23 protein-coding genes are annotated in these 26,208 nt (G+C 42.7%); 18 read left to right on the top strand and 5 right to left on the bottom strand.

Annotated elements, in window-relative coordinates; all coding sequences use genetic code 11:
• Positions 1-352 precede the first annotated feature (352 nt).
• On the top strand, positions 353-2,659 hold the full coding sequence (locus ATE37_RS00005) for a DNA translocase FtsK (RefSeq protein WP_084867002.1): 2,307 nt from the start codon (positions 353-355) through the stop codon (positions 2,657-2,659).
• A 43-nt stretch (positions 2,660-2,702) separates the two neighbouring features.
• Here the strand turns inward: ATE37_RS00005 and ATE37_RS00010 are convergent, their stop codons facing one another.
• A complete protein-coding gene (locus tag ATE37_RS00010) occupies positions 2,703-3,128 on the bottom strand; it encodes a DUF6556 family protein (protein WP_084867003.1) in 426 nt (141 codons plus the stop codon).
• 137 nt (positions 3,129-3,265) lie between these two features.
• Between ATE37_RS00010 and ATE37_RS00015 the strand changes: the two genes are divergently transcribed.
• The 9 genes from ATE37_RS00015 to ATE37_RS00055 all read left to right on the top strand — a co-directional run bounded on the left by ATE37_RS00015 (position 3,266) and on the right by ATE37_RS00055 (position 12,238).
• The gene (locus ATE37_RS00015; protein ID WP_084867005.1) at positions 3,266-4,408 is read left to right on the top strand and encodes a cysteine desulfurase family protein; all 1,143 of its coding nucleotides are present in this window, start codon (positions 3,266-3,268) and stop codon (positions 4,406-4,408) included.
• An 8-nt stretch (positions 4,409-4,416) separates the two neighbouring features.
• Positions 4,417-5,631, top strand: a complete 1,215-nt coding sequence (gene thiI / locus ATE37_RS00020; RefSeq protein WP_084867007.1) for a tRNA uracil 4-sulfurtransferase ThiI — start codon at positions 4,417-4,419, stop codon at positions 5,629-5,631.
• Positions 5,632-5,766: 135 nt separating this feature from the next.
• The gene (locus ATE37_RS00025) at positions 5,767-6,591 is read left to right on the top strand and encodes an alpha/beta hydrolase (protein ID WP_084867008.1); all 825 of its coding nucleotides are present in this window, start codon (positions 5,767-5,769) and stop codon (positions 6,589-6,591) included.
• 18 nt (positions 6,592-6,609) lie between these two features.
• Positions 6,610-7,350 (top strand): esterase family protein, encoded by a 741-nt coding sequence (locus ATE37_RS00030; RefSeq protein WP_084867010.1) that lies wholly within the window; start codon positions 6,610-6,612, stop codon positions 7,348-7,350.
• 12 nt (positions 7,351-7,362) lie between these two features.
• Positions 7,363-8,529 (top strand): ATP-grasp domain-containing protein, encoded by a 1,167-nt coding sequence (locus tag ATE37_RS00035; protein WP_084867012.1) that lies wholly within the window; start codon positions 7,363-7,365, stop codon positions 8,527-8,529.
• Positions 8,530-8,685: 156 nt separating this feature from the next.
• On the top strand, positions 8,686-9,555 hold the full coding sequence (gla, locus tag ATE37_RS00040; RefSeq protein WP_084867013.1) for an aquaglyceroporin Gla: 870 nt from the start codon (positions 8,686-8,688) through the stop codon (positions 9,553-9,555).
• A gap of 111 nt (positions 9,556-9,666) precedes the next feature.
• Positions 9,667-10,392, top strand: coding sequence for a CppA N-terminal domain-containing protein (locus ATE37_RS00045; protein WP_084867015.1), 726 nt, complete (start codon positions 9,667-9,669; stop codon positions 10,390-10,392).
• Positions 10,389-11,324, top strand: coding sequence for a serine hydrolase domain-containing protein (locus tag ATE37_RS00050; RefSeq protein ID WP_084867016.1), 936 nt, complete (start codon positions 10,389-10,391; stop codon positions 11,322-11,324). Before ATE37_RS00045 ends, ATE37_RS00050 begins: the two co-directional genes overlap by 4 nt.
• 8 nt (positions 11,325-11,332) lie before the next feature.
• Positions 11,333-12,238, top strand: a complete 906-nt coding sequence (locus ATE37_RS00055; RefSeq protein WP_084867018.1) for a DMT family transporter — start codon at positions 11,333-11,335, stop codon at positions 12,236-12,238.
• 44 nt (positions 12,239-12,282) lie between these two features.
• On the opposite strand, the gene ATE37_RS00060 is transcribed toward ATE37_RS00055, so the two are convergent.
• Both ATE37_RS00060 and rsmG read right to left on the bottom strand, forming a co-directional pair.
• Positions 12,283-13,566 (bottom strand): uracil-xanthine permease family protein, encoded by a 1,284-nt coding sequence (locus ATE37_RS00060; RefSeq protein WP_180382739.1) that lies wholly within the window; start codon positions 13,564-13,566, stop codon positions 12,283-12,285.
• 320 nt (positions 13,567-13,886) lie between these two features.
• A complete protein-coding gene (rsmG, locus tag ATE37_RS00065; protein WP_000801953.1) occupies positions 13,887-14,600 on the bottom strand; it encodes a 16S rRNA (guanine(527)-N(7))-methyltransferase RsmG in 714 nt (237 codons plus the stop codon).
• 93 nt (positions 14,601-14,693) lie between these two features.
• Between rsmG and ATE37_RS00070 the strand changes: the two genes are divergently transcribed.
• Positions 14,694-15,254 carry a LemA family protein gene (locus tag ATE37_RS00070; RefSeq protein WP_084867021.1) on the top strand — a complete coding sequence of 187 codons (561 nt, stop codon included), beginning with the start codon at positions 14,694-14,696 and terminating at the stop codon, positions 15,252-15,254.
• A 1-nt stretch (position 15,255) separates the two neighbouring features.
• Positions 15,256-16,155 (top strand): zinc metalloprotease HtpX, encoded by a 900-nt coding sequence (htpX, locus tag ATE37_RS00075; RefSeq protein WP_084867022.1) that lies wholly within the window; start codon positions 15,256-15,258, stop codon positions 16,153-16,155.
• A gap of 53 nt (positions 16,156-16,208) precedes the next feature.
• Here htpX and ATE37_RS00080 read toward each other — a convergent pair whose 3' ends face one another.
• On the bottom strand, positions 16,209-17,759 hold the full coding sequence (locus ATE37_RS00080) for an ATP-binding cassette domain-containing protein (protein WP_084867024.1): 1,551 nt from the start codon (positions 17,757-17,759) through the stop codon (positions 16,209-16,211).
• Between the two features lie 338 nt (positions 17,760-18,097).
• Complete coding sequence (locus tag ATE37_RS00085) at positions 18,098-18,427, bottom strand: helicase BlpT (RefSeq protein WP_084851689.1); 330 nt, start codon at positions 18,425-18,427, stop codon at positions 18,098-18,100.
• Positions 18,428-18,595: 168 nt separating this feature from the next.
• On the opposite strand from ATE37_RS00085, the gene ATE37_RS00090 reads away from it, so the two are divergent.
• The 6 genes from ATE37_RS00090 to carB all read left to right on the top strand — a co-directional run bounded on the left by ATE37_RS00090 (position 18,596) and on the right by carB (position 26,196).
• On the top strand, positions 18,596-19,138 hold the full coding sequence (locus ATE37_RS00090) for a YceD family protein (protein WP_084867025.1): 543 nt from the start codon (positions 18,596-18,598) through the stop codon (positions 19,136-19,138).
• A complete protein-coding gene (gene nth, locus ATE37_RS00095) occupies positions 19,139-19,768 on the top strand; it encodes an endonuclease III (RefSeq protein WP_000244437.1) in 630 nt (209 codons plus the stop codon).
• Between the two features lie 210 nt (positions 19,769-19,978).
• Positions 19,979-20,500 carry a bifunctional pyr operon transcriptional regulator/uracil phosphoribosyltransferase PyrR gene (gene pyrR / locus ATE37_RS00100; protein WP_000850018.1) on the top strand — a complete coding sequence of 174 codons (522 nt, stop codon included), beginning with the start codon at positions 19,979-19,981 and terminating at the stop codon, positions 20,498-20,500.
• Positions 20,501-20,518: 18 nt separating this feature from the next.
• On the top strand, positions 20,519-21,442 hold the full coding sequence (locus ATE37_RS00105) for an aspartate carbamoyltransferase catalytic subunit (protein ID WP_001293827.1): 924 nt from the start codon (positions 20,519-20,521) through the stop codon (positions 21,440-21,442).
• A gap of 49 nt (positions 21,443-21,491) precedes the next feature.
• Entirely contained in the window at positions 21,492-22,571 is a 1,080-nt protein-coding gene (locus ATE37_RS00110) for a carbamoyl phosphate synthase small subunit (protein WP_084867027.1), read from the top strand.
• A 448-nt stretch (positions 22,572-23,019) separates the two neighbouring features.
• Positions 23,020-26,196, top strand: coding sequence for a carbamoyl-phosphate synthase large subunit (gene carB / locus ATE37_RS00115; RefSeq protein ID WP_084867028.1), 3,177 nt, complete (start codon positions 23,020-23,022; stop codon positions 26,194-26,196).
• Positions 26,197-26,208 lie beyond the last annotated feature (12 nt).

The raw sequence follows: 26,208 nt of genomic DNA on the forward strand, positions 1-26,208 counted from the left end.
GTGAGCTGTGAGCTGTGAGCTGTGAGCTGTGAGCTGTGAGCTGTGAGCTGTGAGCTGTGAGCTGTGAGCTGTGAGCTGTGAGCTGTGAGCTGTGAGCTGTGATTGCGTTCATATCAATCAATTCCTTTACTTTTTGATAGTTCTATTATATCAAAATTTCAAAATTTTGCATATCTTCTTTTTCTGATGAACAGTCAGGTAGATTGTGAAAGCTAGCCAAAAGATGTTCTGAAATTGCTTAAGGAGGGAAACCATGGATAAGAAAATTTTATTTTAATCTCTTAATACTGAAGTATCCAAGTAGAATATGGACCTTTTTCGAAATGGCTGTGAAATATGGTATAATAAAAGAATGGCAAACAAAAATACAAGTAAAACAAGACGGAGACCGTCTAAAGCAGAACTCGAAAGAAAACAGGCTATCCAGAGGATGTTGATTTCCTTAGGAATTGCCTTATTGTTGATTATTGCAGCCCTCAAGCTTGGTGCTGCGGGTGTCACCCTTTATAATCTCATTCGACTGTTAGTCGGAAGTTTAGCTTATGTGGCTATAGGTGGTCTCCTCCTCTATCTTTTTCTTTTTAAATGGATACGCAAGCAAGAGGGGCTTCTGTCAGGATTTCTCTGTATCTTCGCTGGCTTGCTCTTGATTTTTGAGGCCTATCTTGTCTGGAAGTTTGGTTTGGAGCAGTCAGTTCTAAAAGGGACCTTGGCTCAAGTTATGACGGATCTGACTGGTATGCGGGTGACTAGCTTCGCTGGTGGAGGCTTGCTTGGTGTTGGACTTTATATCCCTATAGCCTTTCTTTTCTCCAATATCGGATCGTACTTTATTGGAGTTCTTTTGATTCTAGTTGGGGCTCTTTTGGTCAGTCCTTGGTCTATTTATGATGTTGAAGCCTTTATTGGAGCCCAGTTCAGATCCTTCATGGAAAAACAGGAACAGAGAAAACAGGAACGCTTCATCAAGAGAGAAGAAGAGAAGGCTCGTCAAGAAGCTGAAGAAGCAGCTAGAATCAAGAGAGAACAAGAAGAACAGGATGTACTACCGCTTCCTCCTGTAGATCCTGAAACTGGAGAAATCTTACCAGAAGTTCCAGACTATGATCTTCCACCAATTCCTGAAAAAGAATGGAGTGAACCCGAGATTATCCTCCCTCAAGCTGACGTTGAAGTTCCAGACGAGAAAGAAGATTTTGAGGATGAAGAGGTGCAGGTTGATTTTTCTGCTAAGGAAGCCCTTGAATACAAGCTACCAAGCTTGCAACTCTTCGCGCCAGATAAACCCAAAGATCAGTCCAAGGAAAAGAAGATTGTTCGAGAAAATATCAAAATCTTAGAAGAAACTTTTGCCAGCTTTGGTATCAAGGTGACGGTTGAACGGGCTGAAATCGGACCATCAGTGACCAAGTATGAAGTCAAACCAGCAGTCGGCGTACGGGTTAACCGCATTTCCAATCTAGCAGACGACTTAGCGCTTGCTCTGGCGGCCAAGGATGTTCGGATCGAGGCTCCAATACCTGGTAAATCCTTAGTCGGAATTGAAGTACCCAACTCTGAGATTGCGACCGTCTCCTTCCGTGAACTCTGGGAACAGTCTCAGACTAAGCCAGAAAATCTCCTCGAAATCCCTCTAGGTAAGGCGGTCAATGGAACTGCTCGAACCTTTGACCTTTCCAAGATGCCCCACCTACTCGTTGCAGGTTCGACGGGATCAGGGAAGTCAGTCGCAGTTAACGGTATTATAGCCAGCATTCTCATGAAAGCAAGACCAGACCAGGTCAAGTTTATGATGGTGGATCCAAAGATGGTTGAGTTATCGGTTTACAATGACATTCCTCACCTCCTGATTCCAGTTGTGACTAATCCACGCAAGGCCAGCAAGGCTCTGCAAAAGGTTGTGGATGAGATGGAAAACCGTTATGAACTCTTTGCTAAGGTTGGTGTGCGAAATATCGCTGGTTACAATGCCAAGGTCGAGGAATTCAATGGCCAGTCTGAGTACAAACAAGTACCCCTGCCTTTGATTGTTGTCATTGTGGATGAGTTGGCTGACCTCATGATGGTGGCTAGCAAGGAAGTAGAAGACGCCATCATTCGTCTCGGACAGAAGGCGCGTGCTGCAGGGATTCACATGATTCTCGCAACGCAACGTCCATCAGTTGATGTCATTTCTGGTCTCATCAAGGCCAATGTCCCATCTCGTGTGGCTTTTGCAGTTTCATCAGGCACAGATTCACGAACCATCTTGGATGAGAATGGAGCAGAAAAACTGCTTGGTCGAGGAGACATGCTCTTTAAACCAATCGATGAAAATCACCCAGTCCGTCTGCAAGGATCCTTTATCTCGGATGATGATGTTGAACGCATCGTAAACTTCATCAAGGTTCAGGCGGATGCGGACTATGATGAGAGTTTTGACCCAGGTGAGGTTTCTGAAAATGAAGGAGAATTTTCAGATGGTGAAGCTGGCGGGGATCCGCTATTTGAAGAAGCCAAGGCTCTGGTTATCGAGACGCAGAAAGCCAGTGCTTCGATGATTCAGCGTCGTTTGTCTGTTGGATTTAACCGTGCAACCCGCCTTATGGAAGAACTTGAAATGGCAGGTGTTATCGGTCCAGCTGAAGGAACCAAACCGCGAAAAGTATTGCAACAATAAAAAATAGCTTCTTTCCAAAGCTGGAAGGAAGCTATTTTAGTAGTTATTGATTGCTTTTGTTTTCGGAACTAGTCGTTTTGGACGAGTTTCCACTATCAGTTGTTTCTTTTGTTGAGGAAGGTGTAGAAGAATCCTGAGTTGTTGTTTTCTTCTCTTCTTTTTGCTCTTCCTTTTTATTGGATTGAGGAGTTTCTTCCTGCGAGGTATTTTCTTTAATAGAAGTGTTGTCCTTGTTAGGTGTAGTATTTTCCTGAGGGGATTCCTTTTGAATCTCCTTGACAACAGTTGTTTGAGTTGTCGTTGGTTCTTTTTTGTTGTTTTTGTTATTATCCATAGCGTTCATGATGGTAATAGTAGCGGTGATTAGACCAAGGATACTACCGATGGTAGCAATCGTTTTTTGAAAGACAGTAAATCCCTTTTTGATGTGTTCTGTTTTTGGTTTTGAAGTTCTATGATAGTTAGACATGTTACTCTCCTTTAATTATGATTTATTATACCTCATTTCTTTAAAAAAATCTTAAAAAAAGAGGGCTTGCCCTTTCTTGTCGCAAGCTTCGTTTCATGATACAATAGAAGAAATGATTTTAGAAAGCGTGAGAAAACATGATCTACTTTGATAATTCAGCAACGACCAGGCCTTATCCTGAAGCACTTGAAACTTATACGCAGGTCGCTTCGAAAATTGTAGGAAATCCATCCAGTCTCCATCGTTTGGGAGATCAGGCAACACGAATTTTAGATGCTTCCCGGCAGCAAATTGCAGATTTGATTGGCAAGAAGAGTGATGAAATCTTCTTTACTTCTGGAGGAACAGAAGGGGATAACTGGGTCATCAAAGGTGTGGCCTTTGAAAAAGCCCAGTTTGGCAAGCATATCATCGTATCAGCCATTGAACATCCAGCAGTCAAGGAATCAGCCCTCTGGCTGAAAGGTCAAGGTTTTGATGTGGATTTTGCTCCAGTTGATAGCAGAGGGTTTGTGGATGTTGAGGCTCTAGGAGCTTTGATACGACCTGATACGACCCTCGTCTCCATCATGGCAGTTAACAATGAAATCGGCTCTATCCAGCCCATTGAGGCTATTTCAGAACTCTTGGCAGATAAGCCAACTATTTCCTTCCACGTTGATGCAGTTCAGGCACTCGCTAAGATTCCGACTGAAAAATATCTGACAGATCGTGTAGATTTTGCGACCTTCTCAAGTCATAAATTTCATGGTGTTCGAGGTGTTGGCTTTGTCTATATCAAGTCTGGTAAGAAAATTACGCCTCTGTTGACTGGTGGTGGTCAGGAGCGAGACTATCGTTCGACAACTGAAAATGTGGCAGGGATTGCAGCGACAGCCAAGGCCCTCCGTTTGTCTATGGAAAAGTTAGATATCTTTGTTAGTAAGACTGGACAGATGAAATCAGTCATTCGTCAAGCCCTTCTGAACTATCCATATATTTTTGTCTTTTCAGATGAGGATGACTTTGCCCCTCATATCTTGACTTTTGGGATTAAGGGTGTTCGTGGTGAAGTCATCGTTCACGCATTTGAAGACTATGATATTTTCATCTCCACAACCTCTGCTTGTTCATCCAAGGCTGGAAAACCTGCGGGAACCTTGATTGCCATGGGAGTGGACAAAGATAAGGCCCAGTCAGCTGTGCGTCTTAGCCTAGACCTTGAAAATGATATGAGTCAGGTTGAGCAGTTTTTGACCAAACTAAAATTAATTTACAATCAAACTAGAAAAGTAAGATAGGAGCATTCATGCAGTATTCAGAAATTATGATTCGCTACGGAGAGTTGTCAACCAAAGGTAAAAACCGTATGCGATTCATCAATAAACTTCGCAATAATATTTCGGATGTTTTGTCCATCTATCCCCAAGTTAAGGTAACTGCTGACCGCGACCGTGCCCACGCTTACCTGAATGGAGCCGACTACACAGCAGTTGCAGAATCTCTCAAACAAGTCTTCGGGATTCAGAATTTTTCTCCAGTATATAAGGTTGAAAAATCTGTAGAAGTTCTGAAGTCTTCTGTCCAAGAGATTATGAAAGATATCTATAGGGAAGGCATGACCTTTAAGATTTCTAGTAAACGTAGTGACCACAACTTTGAACTCGACAGTCGTGAACTCAACCAAACACTTGGTGGAGCTGTATTCGAAGCTATTCCAAATATCCAAGCTCAGATGAAAAATCCAGATATTAATCTTCAGGTGGAGATTCGTGAAGAAGCAGCTTATATTTCTTATGAAACCATTCGAGGGGCAGGTGGCTTGCCTGTGGGTACTTCTGGTAAGGGGATGCTCATGTTATCAGGGGGGATTGACTCGCCTGTAGCAGGTTATCTAGCTCTTAAACGTGGAGTAGATATTGAGGCCGTTCACTTTGCCAGCCCACCTTACACTAGTCCAGGTGCTCTCAAAAAAGCCCAAGATTTGACCCGTAAATTGACCAAATTTGGTGGTAATATCCAGTTTATCGAAGTGCCTTTCACTGAGATTCAAGAGGAAATCAAGGCAAAGGCGCCAGAAGCCTACCTCATGACCTTGACCCGTCGTTTTATGATGCGAATTACCGACCGTATCCGTGAGGTACGAAATGGTTTGGTTATCATCAATGGGGAAAGTCTTGGTCAGGTGGCAAGCCAAACCCTGGAGAGCATGCAGGCTATCAACGCTGTGACCAACACCCCTATCATCCGCCCTGTGGTTACTATGGACAAATTGGAAATCATTGACATCGCTCAGGAAATTGATACTTTTGAAATTTCTATCCAGCCGTTTGAAGACTGCTGTACTATTTTTGCGCCTGACCGTCCTAAGACCAATCCTAAGATTAAGAATGCAGAGCAGTATGAAAAACGCATGGATGTTGAAGGCTTGGTTGAGCGAGCAGTGGCTGGTATCATGATTACTGAGATTACACCTCAAGCTAAAAAAGATGAAGTTGATAACTTGATTGACAATCTCCTCTAATCAGAAAATCCAGAAGAATTCTGAAAAATAAATGAAAAAGTTAGTTATTTATCCTTAAAATGGACATTTACTGACTTTTTTTCTATTTTTATGGTATAATAAAATAAAATTTTGAATATAGAGAGTTTTCTGACAATGAATCATTCCTACTTTTACTTAAAAATGAAAGAACACAAACTCAAGGTACCTTATACAGGAAAGGAGCGTCGTGTGCGTGTTCTCCTGCCAAAGGATTATGAGAAAGATACAGACCGTTTTTACCCTGTTATTTACTTTCATGACGGGCAAAATGTCTTTTACAGCAAGGAGTCTTATATCGGACACTCTTGGAAAATTATTCCAGCCATTAAGCGAAATCCAGACATCAGTCGCATGATTGTTGTTGCTATTGATAATGACGGTATGGGACGGATGAATGAGTATGCGGCTTGGAAGTTTCAAGAATCTCCTATACCAGGGCAGCAGTTTGGCGGTAAGGGTGTGGAGTATGCCGAGTTTGTCATGGAGGTGGTCAAGCCTTTTATCGATGAAACCTATCGTACCAAAGCTGAATGCCAGCATACAGCTATGATTGGTTCGTCACTAGGAGGCAATATTACTCAGTTTATCGGACTAGAGTACCAAGATCGAATTGGTTGTCTAGGTGTTTTTTCATCTGCCAACTGGCTTCACCAAGAAGCTTTTAATCGCTATATCGAGCGCAAGAAATTATCGCCTGAACAGCGCATTTTCATCTATGTAGGAACAGAAGAAGCAGATGATACAGACAAGACTCTGATGGCTGGTAATATCAAGCAAGCCTATATCGACTCGTCGCTTCGCTATTACCGTGATTTGATTGCAGGTGGAGTAGGCTTGGATAATCTTGTCTTGAAAGTTCAGTCTGGCGCCATCCATAGTGAGATTCCATGGTCGGAAAATTTACCAGACTGTCTCCGATTTTTTGCAGAGAAATGGTAAGTTAAGAAAGGAGAAAATATGCATATTGAAAACCTCAGCCATTGGAGTGGCCACCTCAACCGTGAAATGTACCTCAACCGTTATGGGCATGCTGGGATTCCAGTTGTTGTTTTTGCTTCATCTGGTGGTAGTCACAATGAATACTATGATTTTGGCATGATTGACGCCTGTGCTTCCTTTATCGAGGAAGGCCGTGTTCAGTTCTTTACCCTATCCAGTGTGGATAGTGAGAGCTGGTTAGCTACTTGGAAAAATAGTCATGACCAAGCGGAGATGCATCGTGCTTACGAACGCTATGTGATTGAGGAGGCTATTCCTTTTATCAAGCACAAGACAGGTTGGTTTGACGGTATGATGACAACTGGTTGCTCCATGGGGGCCTACCATGCACTCAATTTCTTCCTCCAGCATCCAGATGTCTTTACCAAAGTGATTGCTCTCAGCGGCGTTTACGACGCACGTTTCTTTGTCGGCGATTACTACAATGACGATGCCATTTATCAAAACTCGCCTGTAGACTATATCTGGAATCAGAATGACGGATGGTTTATCGATCGTTACCGTCAGGCAGAAATCGTCGTCTGTACGGGACTTGGTGCTTGGGAACAAGACGGTCTACCATCTTTCTACAAGCTTAAAGAAGCCTTTGACCAGAAACAAATTCCAGCCTGGTTTGCTGAATGGGGATATGATGTCGCCCACGACTGGGAATGGTGGCGCAAACAAATGCCCTACTTCCTCGGTCACCTGTATCTATAAAAGGAGTTGCCTATGAATTACCTTGTTATCTCCCCCTACTATCCACAAAATTTTCAACAGTTTACAATTGAGTTAGCTAATAAAGGCATAACAGTTTTGGGAATTGGTCAGGAGCCTTACGAACAACTAGATGAACCTTTGCGCAATAGTCTGACCGAGTATTTTCGTGTGGACAATCTTGAGAACATAGACGAAGTCAAACGTGCAGTAGCTTTTCTTTTCTACAAGCATGGACCAATCGACCGCATCGAGTCCCACAATGAATACTGGCTTGAACTGGACGCAACACTCAGAGAGCAATTCAATGTCTTTGGAGCCAAACCGGAGGATCTCAAAAAGACGAAATATAAGTCTGAGATGAAGAAACTTTTCAAAAAAGCAGGTGTCCCTGTGGTACCTGGAGCTGTTATCCAGACAGAAGCAGACGTGGACCAAGCAGTTGAGACGATTGGTCTACCAATGATTGCTAAACCTGACAATGGAGTGGGAGCAGCAGCAACCTTTAAGCTTGAGACAGAAGAAGATGTAAATCACTTTAAGGCTGAATGGGATCATTCAACCGTGTATTTCTTTGAAAAATTTGTTACTTCTAGCGAAATCTGTACTTTTGACGGACTTGTGGACAAGGATGGCAACATCGTCTTTTCAACGACTTTCGATTATGCCCATACACCACTTGATCTCATGATTTATAAGATGGACAATTCCTACTATGTGCTTAAGGATATGGATCCAAAACTGCGCAAGTATGGTGAGGCCATTGTCAAGGAATTTAGTATGAAAGAGCGCTTTTTCCATATCGAGTTTTTCCGTGACGGGGATGACTACATTGCCATTGAGTACAATAACCGTCCTGCAGGTGGCTTTACCATTGATGTTTATAACTTTGCTCACTCCTTGGACCTCTACCGAGGTTATGCAGCTATTGTCGCAGGTGAAGAGTTCCCAGCATCAGAGGTTGAACCACAATACTGTTTAGCTACATCACGTCGTACCAATGCAAATTATGTCTATTCAGAAGAAGACTTGCTTGCTAAGTACAGCCAGCAATTCAAGGTCAAGAAAATGATGCCAGCAGCCTTTGCAGAACTACAAGGGGACTACCTTTATATGCTGACCACTCCGAGTCGCCAAGAGATGGAGCAGATGATTGCAGACTTTGGTCAGCGTCAAGAGTAACGAAAAGGATGAAGGGAGTTTGACTTCTTTTGTCCTTTTCTTAAAGATAAGTTAAATAAAGCGTTTTCCATAGATTCTTTTAGAAAATCTGTTGCTAAAAGGTTTAAAAATTGATAGAATAAGGATTGTCTAAAAAAATTAAGGAGAATCTATCAAATGGATTTTACATGGGCTATTAAATATGCCACTGAATTTTTGGGAACTGCCATTTTGGTCATTCTTGGTAATGGTGCAGTTGCTAACGTTGAACTTAAAGGTACGAAAGGTCACCAAAGTGGCTGGCTCGTTATCGCGGTTGGTTACGGTATGGGGGTTATGATCCCAGCCTTGATGTTCGGTAATGTATCTGGTAACCACATCAACCCAGCTTTCACACTTGGACTTGCTGTGAGTGGACTTTTCCCTTGGGAACAAGTACCATATTATATCCTTGCGCAAGTTTTAGGAGCGATTTTTGGTCAAGCTATGGTTGTGGCAACTCACCGTCCTTACTACTTGAAAACAGAGAATTCTAATAACATTTTGGGTACTTTCTCAACGATTTCAAGTGTTGATCACGGTACAAAAGAATCACGTTTCGCAGCAAGTGTAAATGGTTTTATCAATGAGTTTGTCGGCTCGTTTATTTTGTTCTTTGCAGCCCTAGGAATGACTAAAAACTTTTTTGGTGCAGAAGTAATGCAATACATGAAGCAAATGGCAACGCAGGCTAATCAAACAGTTGACTTCTCTGAATTAGCTATCAAAGCTCAAATAGCACCACACACAGCAGCAGGTCTTTCAGTAGCTCATTTAGGACTTGGTTTCCTAGTAATGGCCTTGGTAACTTCACTCGGTGGACCTACTGGACCTGGTTTGAACCCAGCTCGTGACTTTGGACCACGTCTTCTTCACGAACTCCTTCCAAAATCAGTTCTTGGTCAACACAAGGGTGATTCAAAATGGTGGTATGCTTGGGTTCCAGTTGTAGCTCCAATTGCAGCGGGTATTGCAGCAGTAGCACTATTCAAACTACTTTACCTATAAGAAACGAAACTGGGTTTCCCCAGTTTTTTTCTTGGGAAATTTTCTAATTTAAACAAATATGGCTTGTAAAATATTCTAAAATCCTTTAAAATAAAATAGTTGGAGGAATTTATGGATGTGAATGAGATTGTTCGGATCATTCCGACTTTGAAAGTTAATAATCGAAAATTAAATGAGATATTTTACATTGAAACTCTGGGGATGAAACCCTTATTAGAAGAGTCTGCCTTTCTTTCATTAGGCGACCAGACGGGTACGGAGAGATTGATTTTAGAAGAAGCTCCAAGCATGCGAACTCGTAGAGTTGAAGGACTTAAGAAGCTAGCTAGACTCTTGATAAAGGTTGAGGATCCTTCTGAAATCGAGACCCTTCTTTCTCAAATGAAGTCTCTTCCTCGCTTGTTTAAAGGAAGTCGTGGATATGCTTTTGAGATTGTTTCTCCTGAAGAGGATGTGATCCTTGTTCATGCAGAAAATGATATAAGAGATTTAATTCCACTGGAAACTGTTCCTGAATTTTATTCAAATACAGGTATAAAATACTTGAGCCAATTTGAGGTTTCTATGGAGTTGCGTTTGCCTGAAGGAACAGAGAGTTTACTTGATCCTGAAGGAGTAGCGCCAGCAATCACCTTTACGAAAGGGCAAGGACCAGATTTGGCTGTTGAGAACAATGTCACTTGGGACGTGACGATGTTGAAATTTTTAGTAAGAAATTTTGATCGAACCAGTCTTCGTCAGAAATTTGAAAAGACAGGCTACTTTGTCCCTAAGTCTGAAAAATTCTTCCTTGGTAAAGATACCAATAACATTGAATTGTGGTTTGAAGAAGCATGAAGTGGGAAAAAATTCTAAGAAAAATAGAAAATCAAATCGAGGCAGGGATTTATCCCGGGGCCTCTTTTGCGTATTATAAGGATGGTGAGTGGAAAGAGTCTTATCTAGGATTGAGTGATCCAGAAAGGGGCTTGAAAACAGAGAGCGGTTTGGTCTATGATCTGGCCAGTGTGAGTAAAGTTGTGGGAGTGGGGACGGTTTTTACCTTCTTGTGGCAGCAGGGCAAATTTGATATTAATCGACCGGTGACAGAATTATTACCAGAGTGTGATTATCCAGATATTACCATACGACAACTTCTGACCCATGCTACAGACTTAGATCCCTTTATTCCTAACAGAGACCAGTTAAGCGCTGAGGAATTGAGAGAAGCCATGTTTCACCTCAATAGACGAAATCAGCCAGCCTTCCTATACTCGGACGTTCATTTTTTACTCTTGGGCTTTCTTTTGGAAAAAATCTTTGACCAAGACTTGGATCAGATTATAGAAGAACAAGTTTTGAAACCATGGGGAATGAAGGAAACGATGTTTGGTCCCGTTGAGGTTGCTGTACCAACAGTGAGAGGAGCGGAGGCCGGAATCATTCACGATCCCAAAGCCCGTCTATTAGGGAAACACGCTGGAAGTGCTGGCTTGTTTTCGACTGTTAAGGATTTGCAGATCTTTCTGGAACATTACTTGAAAGATGATTTTGCTGCAGATTTGAGCCGAAATTTCTCTCCTTTAGATGATAAGGAGCGTTCCCTAGCCTGGAATCTGGAAGGAGCTTGGCTCGACCATACGGGTTATACAGGTACCTTTATTATGTGGAATCGGGAGAAGCAGGAAGCTGCCATCTTTCTGTCCAATCGAACGTATGAAAAGGATGAGCGTGCCCAGTGGATAGTTGACCGAAATCAAGTGATGAAAATGATTCGTCAAGAGGAGTAGGGAGAAGCATGTCAAAAACCGTAAAAGGAACTCTGTATACAGTAGTGGCAGGGATTGCTTGGGGCTTGTCTGGAACCAGTGGCCAATACCTGATGGCACACGGGACTTCCGCTCTAGTCTTGACCAATTTACGACTTATCATTGCAGGCTTGGCACTAGTAATCTTATCCTATGCGACTTCAAAGGATAAACTCTATGCTTTTTTAAAAGACAGAAAAAGTCTACTATCTCTGTTGCTATTTGCAGTTTTTGGACTTTTCTTAAACCAGTTTGCCTATCTTTCTGCCATTCAGGAAACCAATGCTGGAACGGCGACAGTTCTCCAGTATGTATGCCCCGTTGGGATTTTGGTTTATACCTGTATGAAAGATAAGGTAGCTCCGACACTGGCTGAGATTATTTCGATTGGATTGGCTATAGGAGGAACTTTTCTGATCGCGACGCATGGGAAAGTCGACCAGTTGTCTGTCACACCTGCTGGACTTTTCTGGGGCCTCTTTTCTGCCCTAACCTATGCCCTCTATATTATCCTTCCCATCGCTTTGATTAAGAAGTGGGGCAGTATTTCGGTGATTGGTGTCGGGATGGTTATTTCTGGTGTGGTGGCTCTTCCCTTCACAGGAGTCTTAAAGGTCAGTATACCGACTAGCCTAGATTTTCTCTTTGCATTTGCTGGGATTATCATCATTGGAACAGTATTTGCCTATACAGCTTTTCTAAAAGGAGCTAGTCTGATAGGCCCTGTTAAGTCTAGTTTATTGGCTTCCATAGAACCAATTTCAGCCGTTTTCTTTGCCTTTCTGATTATGAAGGAACATTTTTATGCGATTGATTTTGTCGGTATGGCCATGATTTTACTAGCCGTGACCATTATTTCATTGAAAGATTTACTGCTGGAGATAAAGAGTAAGTAATTAAAAAATCCACTCAATCGAGTGGATTTTTTGTGTATAGATGATTAGTCTTTATTTTCGTGTGGCAAAATCAAGTTCAAGATAATTCCTGTCATGGCTGATAGAGCAGTACCTGAAAGGGTTACTGGGCCAAGTTTGAGGATGGCTCCACCAAGTCCAAGTACCAACATGGCACTTGCGATGATGAGGTTACGCATTTGGCTGAAGTCAACGCGTTCCTTAATCAAAACTTTCAAACCATTGCTGGCGATAACCCCGTAGAGAAGGATGGACATGCCACCAAGCACAGCATTTGGAATGGTTGAAATCAAGGCAGTAAATTTACCAAGGAAGCTAAGAGCAATGGCGATGAAGGCCGCGTTACGGATAACAGAGACAGAAGCGATACGAGTCATCCCGATAACCCCTGTATTTTCTCCGTAAGTCGTATTAGCTGGTCCACCGAGGAAGGCTGATACAGATGTCGCGATACCGTCACCGAGAAGCGTACGGTGAAGTCCTGGATTTTTCAAGAATTGACGGCCACAGATTTGACTCAAAACTGTGTGATCTCCGATGTGTTCTGAAATGGTTACAATAGCGATTGGCAAGATGGCGATGGTTTCAGGACCGAAGTACAAGTTGTACTCTTTAAAGGCACCACCCGTATTAAATGGTAAGTAGAAACCAGGAATTTCAAACCAGTTGGCTTCTAGAACGGGTGTAAAGTTAACCAAACCAAGAAGCATTGCGAAAATGTACCCACCGATGATAGCAAAGAGGAAAGGAATGATACGGAGGAAACCTTTTCCTTTTGTATTGATAAAGGCGGCAATCAAGAACGTAACAACGGCTACAAGGGCGTTTTTCCAGTTTCCGTCTGCTACAAGTCCAGCATTCGTTACAGCAGAACCAGCAAGACCAAGACCGATAACGATAATCATAGGTCCGATAATGATTGGAGGCAAGAGTTTGTCAATCCATTTCGTACCTGCAAAACGAACACTTGCTGCTACAAGGACATAGACCAAACCAGTCAAGATGACCCCAGTTTGAGCGGCAGATACATCGCCCCCCATTTCTTTCATGGCTAGAGACATAGCCGTGATAAAGGCGAATGAAGAACCCAGGTAAACTGGAACCTTAAAGCCAGTAGAAATCATGTAGATAAGTGTTCCAATACCGGATGCAAAGAGAGCAACCGATACGGGCATTCCCAAAATTAAGGGAACGAGAATGGTTGCACCAAACATGGCAAATACGTGCTGGAAGCTTAGAAGAATACCTTTACCAGCAGAAGGACGTTGATCAACGTCTAGTAACAAGTCAACAGTTGATTCCTGTTTCATAAAAACCTCACTTTTGGGCACCAAAAAAGAGCCCATTATTTTGCAGCAATAGGCCCTCAGAGTAAGACTTTTTAAAAAATAGCTATCTTTTAAAAATTTATATAAATCTGCGCCTTCGTCACCTCACAGGATGACATTAAAAACCTTTGCTTAGGATAGTATAGCAGAAAAAATTCGTTTTGTAAACGAATTTTTCCCGAGCTCGGAAATGCGAGAGCGAGGTCCGTTTTGTAAACGAATTTTTCCCGAGCCCAGAAATGTGAGAGCGAGGTCCGTTTTGTAAATTGTTTTCTGAATTTTAAACAAGGGGGCACCATTGTTTAAAGTGGGCGTTTGTTGGGCATGCCAGCCTTTCTTGGGTACTTGTTAGGCGTCTCCTTTTTCTTTTCGACCACAGTGATGTAGCGCGGATCTCCATTTGGTAGGGCATAGCTGAGGTTGTCCTCTACCTTACTAAAGAGGAGGTTAAGGGCATTCTTGGCTTCTAGCAATTCCTCAGGAGCATTGCTGGCCTTGAGTGCCAATAGTTTTCCGCCGACTTTAAGATAGGGAATGGTCAGCTCAGACAAAACCTGCATACGGGCAACCGCACGAGCCGTCACCACATCAAACTGGGCACGGAAGTTCTTGTCCTGGGCAAAGTCTTCTGCCCGTCCATGGTAGAAGTGAACACCATCCAAATCCAACTCCTGAGCTAAAAGCTGAAGGAAGTTAATGCGCTTATTGAGCGAATCAATGATGGTCACATCCAGCTGTGGATAGAGAATTTTCATAGGCAGACTAGGAAATCCTGCCCCAGCTCCGATATCAAGAAGTTTGATAGTTTCATTTGAAATCAAGCCTTGCAGGATGGGTGCAATCGAATCATAAAAATGTTTGAGATAAACTTCCTCTTTATCTGTAATAGCGGTCAGGTTAATCTTTTCATTCCACTCGACCAAGAGTTCAAAATACCGTTCAAATTGGTTCTTTTGCTGGTCCGAAAGTGGAAGATTTTGCTCAGCTAGTAGGCTGTAAAATGTTTCTGGTTTCATAGTAGTTTCCTTCTCTAGTATCATCTTATTTTACCATATTCATTAAAATTTTGATATACTGGTAGTAATCTAAAAGCAGAAAGGAATAAGATTATGACTTGGATTATTCTTGGAGTTTTGGCTCTGATTGTTATTTTTGTGATTGTTAGCTATAACGGTTTGGTGAAAAATCGTATGCAGACCAAGGAGGCTTGGAGCCAGATAGATGTTCAGTTGAAGCGTCGTAATGATCTCCTCCCAAACTTGATTGAAACAGTCAAAGGCTATGCCAAATATGAAGGTTCTACCTTGGAAAAGGTGACAGAACTTCGTAGACAAGTAGTCGCAGCAACTTCACCAGCTGAAGCGATGAAGGCCAGTGATGCCCTTACCCGCCAGATTTCTGGTATCTTTGCAGTAGCAGAGAATTACCCAGACTTAAAAGCTAGTGCTAACTTTATCAAATTGCAAGAAGAGTTGACCAATACAGAAAATAAAATTTCTTACTCTCGCCAACTCTACAACAGTGTTGTCAGCAACTACAATGTAAAACTTGAAAGTTTCCCAAGCAACATCATCGCAGGACTATTTGGATTTAAAGCTGCAGACTTCCTTCAAACACCTGAAGAGGAAAAGGCAGTTCCTAAAGTTGACTTTAGCGGATTAGGTGACTAAGATGTTGTTTGATCAAATTGCGAGCAATAAACGAAAAACGTGGATTTTGTTGCTGGTTTTCTTCCTACTCTTAGCCTTGGTTGGTTATGCGGTTGGCTATCTCTTTATGCGTTCAGGTCTTGGCGGCATGATTATAGCCTTGATCATCGGTCTTATCTACGCTCTGACCATGATCTTTCAATCGACAGAGATTGTCATGTCTATGAATGGGGCGCGTGAGGTTGATGAGCAAACGGCACCAGACCTCTACCATGTAGTAGAAGATATGGCCATGGTTGCTCAGATTCCTATGCCGCGTGTTTTCATCATTGAGGATTCATCTTTAAATGCCTTTGCAACAGGTTCGAATCCGCAGAACGCAGCAGTTGCGGCCACTTCGGGCCTTCTAGCTATCATGAATCGCGAGGAACTGGAAGCTGTTATGGGGCATGAGGTCAGTCATATCCGAAACTACGATATCCGTATTTCGACCATTGCTGTTGCCCTTGCCAGTGCCATTACCCTTCTGTCTAGTATGGCAGGACGGATGATGTGGTGGGGTGGCGCAGGTCGCAGACGGAGTGATAATGATCGCGATGGAAATGGTTTGGAGATTATCATGCTTATCATCTCTCTATTAGCCATTGTTCTAGCACCTCTCGCAGCAACCTTGGTGCAATTAGCCATTTCCCGTCAGAGGGAATTTCTGGCGGATGCATCCAGTGTGGAGCTGACTCGCAATCCTCAAGGGATGATTAATGCCTTGCGCAAGTTAGACAATAGCGAGCCGATGCATCACCATGTCGATGATGCTAGTAGCGCTCTTTATATCAATGATCCTAAGAAAGGTGGCGGACTTCAAAAACTCTTTTATACCCACCCACCTATCTCAGAACGAATCGAACGCTTGAAACAGATGTAAACAAAATCCAGAGGTCGTCTCTGGATTTTTGCTATGTTTAAAATCTAAAAATCTTATAAATCAACAACTTCCAAACCATTTTCTGTCAAACGATAGATACTCGTACAGACCTCTTTTAAGAAGCGTCTATCATGCGAAACAGTGATCAGACCGCCTGGATAGGAAGCAAAGAGTTTTCTGATTTCGGGTTGAGAAGTGGGAGAAAAATTTCTTGTAGGCTCATCCAGAATGAGAAAGTTTGGTTTGCGCAGGACTAATTCCAAAAGTAGGAGTTTACCTTGTTGACCACCAGATAAGGAACGGATTTGGTGCTGCATCTCTGGATAGCTGAAATTGAGACTGGCTAGGTGGGATTGGATTTTCTGTAGTTCCTCTTTTTCCCCAGTTTTGCCGAGATAGGCTACTGGAGATAAATCTAATTGCAGTTTTTTGTGGTAATCTTGTGGCATAAAACCAAGCGAAATCTCTCGTTTATCACCTAGTAGTTGCTGTAACTTGATTAACAGAGTAGATTTTCCAACACCATTAGGCCCTATAATACCGATTTTTTCTTGACCACGGACCGTTAGTCGTAACTCCTGAGCTAAAACGCGCTGACCAATGGACAAATTTTCTTTTTCCAGTTGGATTAAGACTTTAGAAGTCGCTAATGGTTGGATATCTGAAAAGAAAAGTTGGATTTGTTCCTCTTCAAGTGGCTTTTGTGTCATGGACTGAGCTGCCTTTTCGTAGCGTTTTTCTTGAGAGAGTATATTTTTCATTTTTTTAGCTAATAGGCGCCCAGCAACATCGTTTTTAGTATTACGCAAGGCAGTTTCTACATTCTGCTTAACGCGACGATGTTTTTCCATGGTTTTATCATGGGCTCGTTGGTCGTTAGCAGCTTGCTGGCTTTGTCTGGCAAAACTAGCTTTCCTCTGGTCACTATAGCTATCGTAGTCTAAATGCTCTACTAGTGTTTCCGCTTCTTTCCGATGCTTGACCAGTCGCAAGTGGACAATAGTATCTGCCGTATGAGAAAGAAAGTCTTCATCATGGGAAATGAAAATAACAGTTTGCCTAATCTTTTGAATCTGACCTTTTAGCCAATCAACCGTCTCAAGGTCCAGGTCATTTGAAGGTTCATCTAAAAATAGAATCTCAAAAGGCTTTGCTAACTCATGGATGAGCTGAATTTTCAAAGCTTCGCCCCCTGATAGACTGCCAATTTCTTGGTCACTAGCGAAGCGATCACTATCAAAGTGCAACTCCTCAGCCAAACGATAAAGAATGCTGTAGTCTAAATCAGCAGAATCCAAAAAGAAGTAGTCATGTAGAGTTTTCTTTTTCAGGTCCTCAGCTAGTTTTTGAGGAATGTAAGCCAGTGATTGAAGGTCAGACTGGATGTCGCCCTTGATAGTGAAATCAGGTAATGCTTCCCCCATTAAAGCTCGTAGTATAGTCGATTTACCATTTCCTTCTTCACCAATAATAGCAACCTTTTCTCCGTCTTGGATAGTCATGGTTAGGTCAGATACAAGATCTCGTAGATCTTTGTTTTGAGTGATGGTTAGATGATTGATTTTTATCATATTGTCGCCCTTTCTAGAATGTCCATAGTGCATAACAAAAAGCTCTACTTTATCTAGTAGAGCCCAAAGTCACTGTCAAGAACGCCATTATCCATGTCAAAAATCTTGTCAACCTAGGTCCGTCTAACCCTATCCAACATAAGAGGATCAGATGGTTAGCTTTCTAGTTTTTTGGATTTTCAAAGAGGATAAAGTACTAGAAAATCTAGTACAAAAAGAGCATGCAAAAAGAGACAAAAACAAGATCTACTAAATAAAGTTCTTTATTTGATAGACTTAGTTTTTCATGTCTCCCTTACCTCCGAGTATTAGTACCTCTATCCTATACCTTTAAGGATATTTTGTCAATAGAAAACAAGTAATTTCAAGCTCTAAAAACCAAAAACAGGTCCATAGAGAGTCAGTACGTGTTTGACATGTTCGTAATGGAACTTGTCATAGTTGCGCCAAGCGGTGCGTGCTTGATCGTTTAGTTTTAGGCTCCCTAGTCCAATCAGAAGACTGGTACGTTGGTAAAATTTCTCAAGGTCGATTAAGATACTGTTGTCCAGCTTTTCTGCTTTTTTAAGTTTCTTAAGAGTGGTGTTCAGCAGCTCTTGCAGTCGAAGATCATCGGCAGTTCCTTGTTTGCAACTTTGGTAGCTTTTATTTAACTCGAAAAGGAGTTGGTAAGCTTCAGTGATGAGTGCTTTGTCTTCCATATGAGCATCCTCCTTGCTCTGATGTATTCTTGCCTGTAGTATAGCACTAATAGGAAGTTTTGTCATAGTAAATATGTTAAAAAATGAGATTTCAATATCAAAGTTTGGAAAGCTGACTTATAGCCTTTTCATGGTATAATCAAGTGAGTACATCTTTATGGAGGAAATATGAAGTTAAATATTCAAGAAATTCGTAAGCAACCTGAAGGTCTGCATTTTGAACAAGCTTTAGACCTGGCAGCAGACTTGCGCAAACGGAACCAAGAGATTTTAGATGTCAAAGATATCCTTGCAGTGGGGAAGGTACAGTACGAAGACCGTCTGTATTTCTTGGACTATCAGTTGTCATATACCATTGTCCTTGCTTCCAGCCGCAGTATGGAGCCAGTTGAGTTGGCTGAATCTTATTCAGTCACAGAAGTTTTCATGGAAGGAGCGACCAACCAACTAGACCAGGAAGTTCTAGATGATGACTTGGTCTTGCCTATCGAAAATGGGGAAATCGACCTTGCTGAGAGCGTAGCAGATAATATCTTGCTCAATATCCCAATCAAAGTCTTGACGTCAGAAGAAGAAGCGGGCCAAGGTTTTGTGTCTGGAAATGACTGGCAAATCATGACAGAGGAAGAATACCAAGCTCAACAAGCAGTCAAGAAAGAAGAAAACAGTCCATTTGCTGGCTTGCAAGGACTATTTGATGGAGACGAGTAGATGGTTTTATCCAAGAAACGTGCCCGTCATGTCATTGAGGAAATTATTGCCCTCTTTCCAGATGCCAAGCCTAGTCTTGATTTTACTAATCATTTTGAACTCTTGGTTGCAGTGATGTTGTCAGCTCAGACGACAGATGCAGCGGTAAATAAGGCCACACCAGGTCTCTTCGCTGCCTTTCCGACACCACAAGCCATGTCTGTAGCGACAGAGAGTGAAATTGCTTCACACATTTCTCGCCTGGGACTGTATCGAAATAAGGCTAAATTCCTTAAAAAATGTGCCCAACAGTTACTAGACGATTTTGATGGTCAAGTGCCTCAGACTCGAGAGGAATTAGAAAGTCTAGCGGGTGTTGGTCGTAAAACAGCAAATGTCGTCATGAGTGTGGGGTTTGGGATTCCTGCTTTTGCAGTGGATACTCATGTGGAGCGTATCTGTAAGCATCACGATATCGTAAAAAAATCGGCTACGCCACTTGAAGTAGAGAAACGTGTTATGGATGTCTTGCCACCAGAAGAGTGGTTAGCAGCCCACCAGGCCATGATTTACTTTGGACGAGCTATCTGTCATCCCAAAAATCCAGAATGCGATCACTATCCCCAATTATATGATTTTAGTAATGTTTAAGGGGACTCTGAAAAAGTTTTTACTTGATTTTAAGGGTGCTTTGTGCTATATTAAGTGATAACTAAATAATCCTTTAAACCTGTCCCGTGAGGCAGGCAAGGAGCGCGATAAAGTAGAAGGGTGAAGTCTATACTGTTTATAGTAGGGCTCGCTTGGCTATACATTTCAAGTCTCCTTGTAGAAGGAGACTTTTCTTTTTGGAGGTTTGTCATGAAGACAAAAGAAGTTGTAGACGAATTGACTGTCAAACGAGCGATTACGCGAATTACTTATGAGATTATTGAGCGCAATAAAGATTTGAATAAGATTATCCTAGCAGGGATAAAAACGCGTGGTGTTTTCATCGCTCATCGTATCAAAGAACGCTTGGAGCAGTTGGAAAACATCACTGTACCTGTTGTGGAATTGGACACCAAGCCTTTCCGTGATGATGTTAAAAGCGGAGAAGATACTTCTTTGATTTCTGTTGATGTGACAGACCGTGAAGTTATCTTGGTCGATGATGTACTCTATACAGGCCGTACCATCCGTGCCGCTATCGATAATATTGTTGGTCATGGTCGTCCTGCGCGCGTGAGTCTTGCGGTGCTAGTCGATCGTGGACATAGAGAATTGCCTATCCGTCCAGATTACGTTGGGAAAAATATCCCAACCAGTCGTTCTGAAGAAATCATCGTAGAGATGACAGAACTTGATGGCCAAGACAGAGTTCTGATTACTGAAGAAGCGTAGAAAGCTGAAGGAGTAGCCATGTCAGAAAATCAACAAGCATTGAACCATGTGGTGTCCATGGAAGACCTCACTGTCGATCAAGTGATGAAATTGATTAAGCGAGGGATTGAGTTTAAAAACGGAGCCCAGCTTCCTTATGAAGACCACCCGATTGTTTCCAATCTTTTCTTTGAGGATTCTACACGAACGCATAAGTCCTTTGAAGTAGCAGAGATTAAACTAGGGCTGGAGCGACTTGACTTTGATGTGAAGACCAGTTCGGTCAATAAGGGTGAGACATTGTATGATACCATCTTGACCCTATCTGCTCTAGGAGTGGATGTCTGTGTGATTCGCCACCCAGAGGTCGATTATTATAAAGAACTGATTGCAAGTCCAACCATTACGACTTCCATCATCAATGGTGGAGACGGCTCGGGTCAACATCCTAGTCAGAGCTTGCTTGATTTGATGACCATTTATGAGGAATTTGGTCACTTTGAGGGCCTTAAGGTTGCTATTGCAGGCGACTTGGATCATTCACGTGTTGCCAAATCCAATATGCAGATTTTGAAACGCTTGGGAGCTGAACTTTTCTTTGCAGGGCCTGAGGAATGGAGAAGTCAAGAGTTTGCAGACTATGGACAGTTTGTAACTATTGATGAGATTGTTGATCAGGTGGATGTTTTGATGTTACTCCGAGTTCAACATGAACGCCATGATAGTGGAGCCGTTTTTTCAAAAGAAGACTACCATGCTCAACACGGTTTGAACCAAGAACGCTATAATCGCTTAAAAGAAACAGCAATCATTATGCATCCTGCTCCAGTGAATCGAGATGTGGAAATTGCTGACCACTTGGTTGAAGCGCCAAAATCACGCATTGTCCAACAAATGACCAATGGTGTCTTTGTTCGGATGGCAATCTTAGAATCCGTATTGGCGAGTAGAAACGCCAACTAAAACACAAGACGTTAAAAGACGCCAGTGAGCGTCCACGAGAGGTGAAAATATGACAAAAAGACTTCTAGTACTAGAAGATGGCACAGTTTTTGAAGGTAAGGCCTTCGGAGCAGATATAGATGTAACAGGCGAAATCGTCTTTAATACAGGGATGACCGGCTACCAAGAATCCATTACAGACCAGTCTTATAATGGACAAATCTTGACCTTTACCTATCCTTTGGTGGGAAATTATGGAATTAACCGTGATGATTATGAATCCATCATTCCAACTTGTAAAGGAGTTGTCGTTTTCGAAGAGGCACGTCGAGCTAGCAACTGGCGCAACCAAATGACGCTGGATGAATTTTTGAAAGCCAAGAAAATTCCTGGTATTTCAGGAATTGACACCCGTGCTCTGACAAAAATTATCCGCAAGCATGGTACGATGCGTGCAACCCTTACACATGTTGGCGATACCATGGACCATATCACAGCCCAGCTCCAAGCAACAGTCTTGCCGACAGACAATATCAAGCAGGTTTCTACTAAAACTTCCTATCCAGCTCCTGGAGTTGGTTTGAGTGTGGTCTTAGTAGACTTTGGTCTCAAGCACTCAATCCTACGTGAACTTTCTAAGCGCAACTGTAACGTGACGGTTGTTCCGTATTCAACAACGGCAGAAGAAATTCTCCACCTCAATCCTGATGGAGTTATGTTGTCAAATGGTCCAGGTAACCCAGAAGACGTTCCAGAAGCACTGGACATGATCCGTGGTGTGCAAGGGAAAATTCCAATTTTCGGTATTTGTATGGGACACCAACTCTTTGCCATGGCAAACGGGGCTAAGACCTACAAGATGAAGTTTGGTCACCGAGGATTTAACCACGCTGTACGTGAGATTGCTACAGGCCGTATAGACTTCACCAGCCAGAACCACGGTTATGCAGTTAGCCGTGAGGACTTGCCAGAGCACTTGATTATTACTCACGAAGAAATCAATGATGAGTCAGTTGAAGGTGTACGTCACAGATACCAACCAGGTTTTTCTGTACAATTCCACCCAGATGCAGCTCCTGGTCCACACGACGCAAGCTACCTATTTGATGAATTTATCGAAATGATGGAAGCTTTTAAACAATCAAACTAAGAACGAGTAAAATCTCGTCGGAGAATTTATGTAACTAAACACGGACGGAAAGCTCGAAATTTAGAGAAACCAACTTGGATTGTCAATCCTTCCTTGGTTTCCTAAAATTCAATCGCTTTCTATTCGTCCTTTGTATCTTATTTAATGTCGCTCTGTGAGGCGACGAATAGAAAGACAGGTCGTTTCTTTTAGTCGCTATTGGGCGAACTAAAAACTCCCTGCACTAGATTTTTTATCGAAAAATATCGTTTCTCTAAAAAATCGTCGGAGAATTTATTTAATGTCGCTCTGTGAGGCGACGAATAGAAAGGAGAAGGGTGGTCCGTATTTGCTGAACTGAATACGGGCTACGGACGGTGCTAAAAAGATAGTTATTCCTAGAACTGAGAGTTCTTCGTCATAACTCCTATTTTAGCTTTGTCCGCTTGACGCCCTTAATATCTTATAAATGCCTAAACGTACTGATATTCAAAAAATTATGGTGATTGGTTCTGGTCCGATTATTATTGGTCAGGCTGCTGAGTTTGACTACGCGGGGACCCAGGCCTGCTTGTCTTTGAAAGAGGAAGGTTATGAAGTTGTCTTGGTGAACTCAAACCCTGCTACCATCATGACAGATAAGGAGATTGCGGACAAGGTCTACATCGAACCGATCACACTGGAGTTTGTGACACGTATTCTCCGTAAGGAACGTCCAGATGCCTTGCTTCCAACTCTTGGTGGTCAAACAGGGCTCAATATGGCCATGGAATTGTCTAAGAATGGCATTCTAGATGAATTGGGTGTCGAACTACTGGGAACTAAATTATCTGCCATTGACCAAGCAGAGGACCGTGACCTCTTTAAACAATTGATGGAAGAGCTTGAGCAGCCAATTCCAGAATCTGAAATTGTCAACACAGTGGAAGAAGCTGTTGCCTTTGCGGCATCAATCGGCTACCCTGTTATCGTTCGTCCAGCCTTTACCTTAGGTGGTACTGGTGGTGGTATGTGTGCCAACGAGGAAGAATTGCGTGAAATCGCTGAAAATGGGTTAAAACTGTCACCTGTTACCCAATGTTTGATTGAACGTTCAATCGCTGGTTTCAAGGAAATCGAATACGAGGTTATGCGCGATTCAGCTGACAATGCCCTCGTTGTTTGTAACATGGAAAACTTTGACCCAGTGGGGATTCATACAGGGGATTCTATCGTATTTGCTCCTGCGCAAACCATGTCAGACTATGAAAACCAAATGCTTCGTGACGCGAGCTTGAGCATTATCCGCGCCCTCAAGATTGAAGGTGGATGTAACGTTCAGCTAGCCCTTGATCCACATAGCTTCAAGTACTATGTTATCGAAGTAAACCCTCGTGTATCGCGTTCGTCAGCGCTTGCTTCTAAGGCGACGGGTTATCCGATTGCCAAATTGGCTGCCAAGATTGCCGTTGGTTTGACTCTGGATGAGGTCATCAACCCAGTTACAGGTTCAACTTATGCTATGTTTGAACCAGCTCTTGACTACGTCGTTGCTAAGATTCCACGTTTCCCATTTGACAAGTTTGAAAAAGGTGAGCGTCGTCTCGGAACTCAGATGAAAGCGACTGGGGAAGTCATGGCCATTGGTCGTAACATCGAGGAATCTCTTCTAAAAGCCTGTCGTTCACTTGAAATTGGGGTTCACCACAATGAAATGCCGGAGCTTGCTTCTGTTTCTGATGATGCCTTGATTGAAAAGGTTGTGAAAGCCCAAGATGATCGTCTCTTCTACGTATCAGAGGCCATTCGCCGTGGTTACACACCAGAAGAAATTGCTGAATTGACTAAGATTGATATCTTTTATCTAGATAAACTCTTGCATATCTTTGAAATTGAGCAAGAGTTGGGTGCCCATCCACAAGATGTAGCAGTCCTAAAAACAGCAAAACTCAATGGTTTCTCAGATCGTAAGATTGCGGAACTCTGGAAAACGACAGCTGACCAAGTTCGCCAACTTCGTTTGGAAAACAAGATTGTTCCAGTCTACAAGATGGTCGATACCTGTGCGGCAGAATTCGACTCTGAAACACCATATTTCTATTCAACCTATGGCTGGGAAAATGAGTCTATCAAGTCTGATAAGGAATCTGTACTTGTCTTAGGTTCAGGTCCAATCCGTATCGGTCAAGGGGTTGAGTTTGACTACGCAACTGTTCACTCTGTTAAGGCTATTCAGGCTGCTGGTTATGAAGCCATCATCATGAATTCAAACCCAGAGACCGTTTCAACAGACTTCTCAGTATCTGACAAGCTCTACTTTGAACCGTTGACTTTCGAAGATGTTATGAATGTTATCGACTTGGAGCAGCCAAAAGGCGTTATCGTTCAGTTTGGTGGTCAAACAGCTATCAACCTTGCCGAGCCATTGGCCAAAGCAGGAGTGACCATTCTTGGTACACAAGTTGCTGACCTAGACCGGGCGGAAGACCGCGACCTCTTTGAGCAAGCCCTTAAAGACTTGGATATTCCACAGCCACCAGGCCAAACAGCAACCAATGAAGAAGAAGCGGTGCTTGCAGCTCGCAAGATTGGCTTCCCAGTCTTAGTTCGTCCATCTTATGTCTTGGGTGGACGTGCCATGGAAATCGTAGAAAATGAAGAAGACCTTCGTTCTTACATGCGTACTGCTGTTAAGGCCAGTCCAGACCACCCAGTTCTTGTTGATTCATACATCGTTGGACAAGAGTGCGAAGTTGATGCCATTTCAGATGGAGAAAATGTTCTCATCCCTGGTATCATGGAGCATATCGAACGTGCCGGTGTCCACTCAGGTGACTCAATGGCCGTTTACCCACCACAAACCTTATCTCAAAAGGTGCAGGAGACCATCGCAGACTATACTAAACGCCTAGCAATCGGCCTAAACTGTCTTGGTATGATGAACATCCAGTTTGTCATCAAGGATGAAAAAGTCTACGTTATTGAGGTCAATCCACGTGCCAGCCGTACGGTTCCATTCCTTTCTAAGGTAACCAATATCCCTATGGCTCAGGTAGCGACTAAGCTTATTCTTGGACAAAGTCTTGAAGCACTTGGTTATCAAGATGGACTTTATCCAGAAAGCACTCGCGTTCATATCAAGGCACCAGTCTTCTCCTTTACGAAACTGGCTAAGGTAGACAGCTTGCTCGGTCCTGAAATGAAGTCGACAGGGGAAGTTATGGGTTCTGATACAACTCTCGAAAAAGCTCTCTATAAAGCTTTTGAAGCTTCTTACCTACACTTGCCAACCTTTGGAAATGTTGTCTTCACTATCGCTGATGATGCTAAAGATGAAGCCTTGGGCTTGGCTCGTCGTTTCCAAAATATCGGTTACGGTATCCTCGCGACAGAAGGGACAGCAGCCTTCTTTGCTAGTCATGGACTTCAAGCCCAACCTGTTGGTAAGATTGGTGACGACGAACATGATATTCCTAGCTACGTCCGTAAAGGAAAAATCCAAGCTATCATCAATACTGTCGGAACCAAACGAACTGCTGACAAAGATGGTGAGCAAATCCGTCGTTCAGCCATTGAACACGGTGTGCCACTCTTTACAGCCCTAGATACAGCTAATGCCATGCTTAAGGTGCTAGAAAGCCGTAGTTTTGTCACAGAAGCGATCTAGTTGAGAAAGAAT

The sequence above is a fragment of the Streptococcus oralis subsp. tigurinus genome (genome assembly GCF_002093575.1).
Lineage (GTDB): Bacteria > Bacillota > Bacilli > Lactobacillales > Streptococcaceae > Streptococcus > Streptococcus oralis_CH.

Excerpts from the sequence above, each read along its gene's own strand:
- ATE37_RS00005 (WP_084867002.1), top strand. The coding sequence starts at position 353 with ATGGCAAACAAAAATACAAGTAAAACAAGACGGAGACCGTCTAAAGCA.
- ATE37_RS00010 (WP_084867003.1), bottom strand. The coding sequence starts at position 3,128 with ATGTCTAACTATCATAGAACTTCAAAACCAAAAACAGAACACATCAAA.
- ATE37_RS00015 (WP_084867005.1), top strand. The coding sequence starts at position 3,266 with ATGATCTACTTTGATAATTCAGCAACGACCAGGCCTTATCCTGAAGCA.
- thiI (WP_084867007.1), top strand. The coding sequence starts at position 4,417 with ATGCAGTATTCAGAAATTATGATTCGCTACGGAGAGTTGTCAACCAAA.
- ATE37_RS00025 (WP_084867008.1), top strand. The coding sequence starts at position 5,767 with ATGAATCATTCCTACTTTTACTTAAAAATGAAAGAACACAAACTCAAG.
- ATE37_RS00030 (WP_084867010.1), top strand. The coding sequence starts at position 6,610 with ATGCATATTGAAAACCTCAGCCATTGGAGTGGCCACCTCAACCGTGAA.
- ATE37_RS00035 (WP_084867012.1), top strand. The coding sequence starts at position 7,363 with ATGAATTACCTTGTTATCTCCCCCTACTATCCACAAAATTTTCAACAG.
- gla (WP_084867013.1), top strand. The coding sequence starts at position 8,686 with ATGGATTTTACATGGGCTATTAAATATGCCACTGAATTTTTGGGAACT.
- ATE37_RS00045 (WP_084867015.1), top strand. The coding sequence starts at position 9,667 with ATGGATGTGAATGAGATTGTTCGGATCATTCCGACTTTGAAAGTTAAT.
- ATE37_RS00050 (WP_084867016.1), top strand. The coding sequence starts at position 10,389 with ATGAAGTGGGAAAAAATTCTAAGAAAAATAGAAAATCAAATCGAGGCA.
- ATE37_RS00055 (WP_084867018.1), top strand. The coding sequence starts at position 11,333 with ATGTCAAAAACCGTAAAAGGAACTCTGTATACAGTAGTGGCAGGGATT.
- ATE37_RS00060 (WP_180382739.1), bottom strand. The coding sequence starts at position 13,566 with ATGAAACAGGAATCAACTGTTGACTTGTTACTAGACGTTGATCAACGT.
- rsmG (WP_000801953.1), bottom strand. The coding sequence starts at position 14,600 with ATGAAACCAGAAACATTTTACAGCCTACTAGCTGAGCAAAATCTTCCA.
- ATE37_RS00070 (WP_084867021.1), top strand. The coding sequence starts at position 14,694 with ATGACTTGGATTATTCTTGGAGTTTTGGCTCTGATTGTTATTTTTGTG.
- htpX (WP_084867022.1), top strand. The coding sequence starts at position 15,256 with ATGTTGTTTGATCAAATTGCGAGCAATAAACGAAAAACGTGGATTTTG.
- ATE37_RS00080 (WP_084867024.1), bottom strand. The coding sequence starts at position 17,759 with ATGCACTATGGACATTCTAGAAAGGGCGACAATATGATAAAAATCAAT.
- ATE37_RS00085 (WP_084851689.1), bottom strand. The coding sequence starts at position 18,427 with ATGGAAGACAAAGCACTCATCACTGAAGCTTACCAACTCCTTTTCGAG.
- ATE37_RS00090 (WP_084867025.1), top strand. The coding sequence starts at position 18,596 with ATGAAGTTAAATATTCAAGAAATTCGTAAGCAACCTGAAGGTCTGCAT.
- nth (WP_000244437.1), top strand. The coding sequence starts at position 19,139 with ATGGTTTTATCCAAGAAACGTGCCCGTCATGTCATTGAGGAAATTATT.
- pyrR (WP_000850018.1), top strand. The coding sequence starts at position 19,979 with ATGAAGACAAAAGAAGTTGTAGACGAATTGACTGTCAAACGAGCGATT.
- ATE37_RS00105 (WP_001293827.1), top strand. The coding sequence starts at position 20,519 with ATGTCAGAAAATCAACAAGCATTGAACCATGTGGTGTCCATGGAAGAC.
- ATE37_RS00110 (WP_084867027.1), top strand. The coding sequence starts at position 21,492 with ATGACAAAAAGACTTCTAGTACTAGAAGATGGCACAGTTTTTGAAGGT.
- carB (WP_084867028.1), top strand. The coding sequence starts at position 23,020 with ATGCCTAAACGTACTGATATTCAAAAAATTATGGTGATTGGTTCTGGT.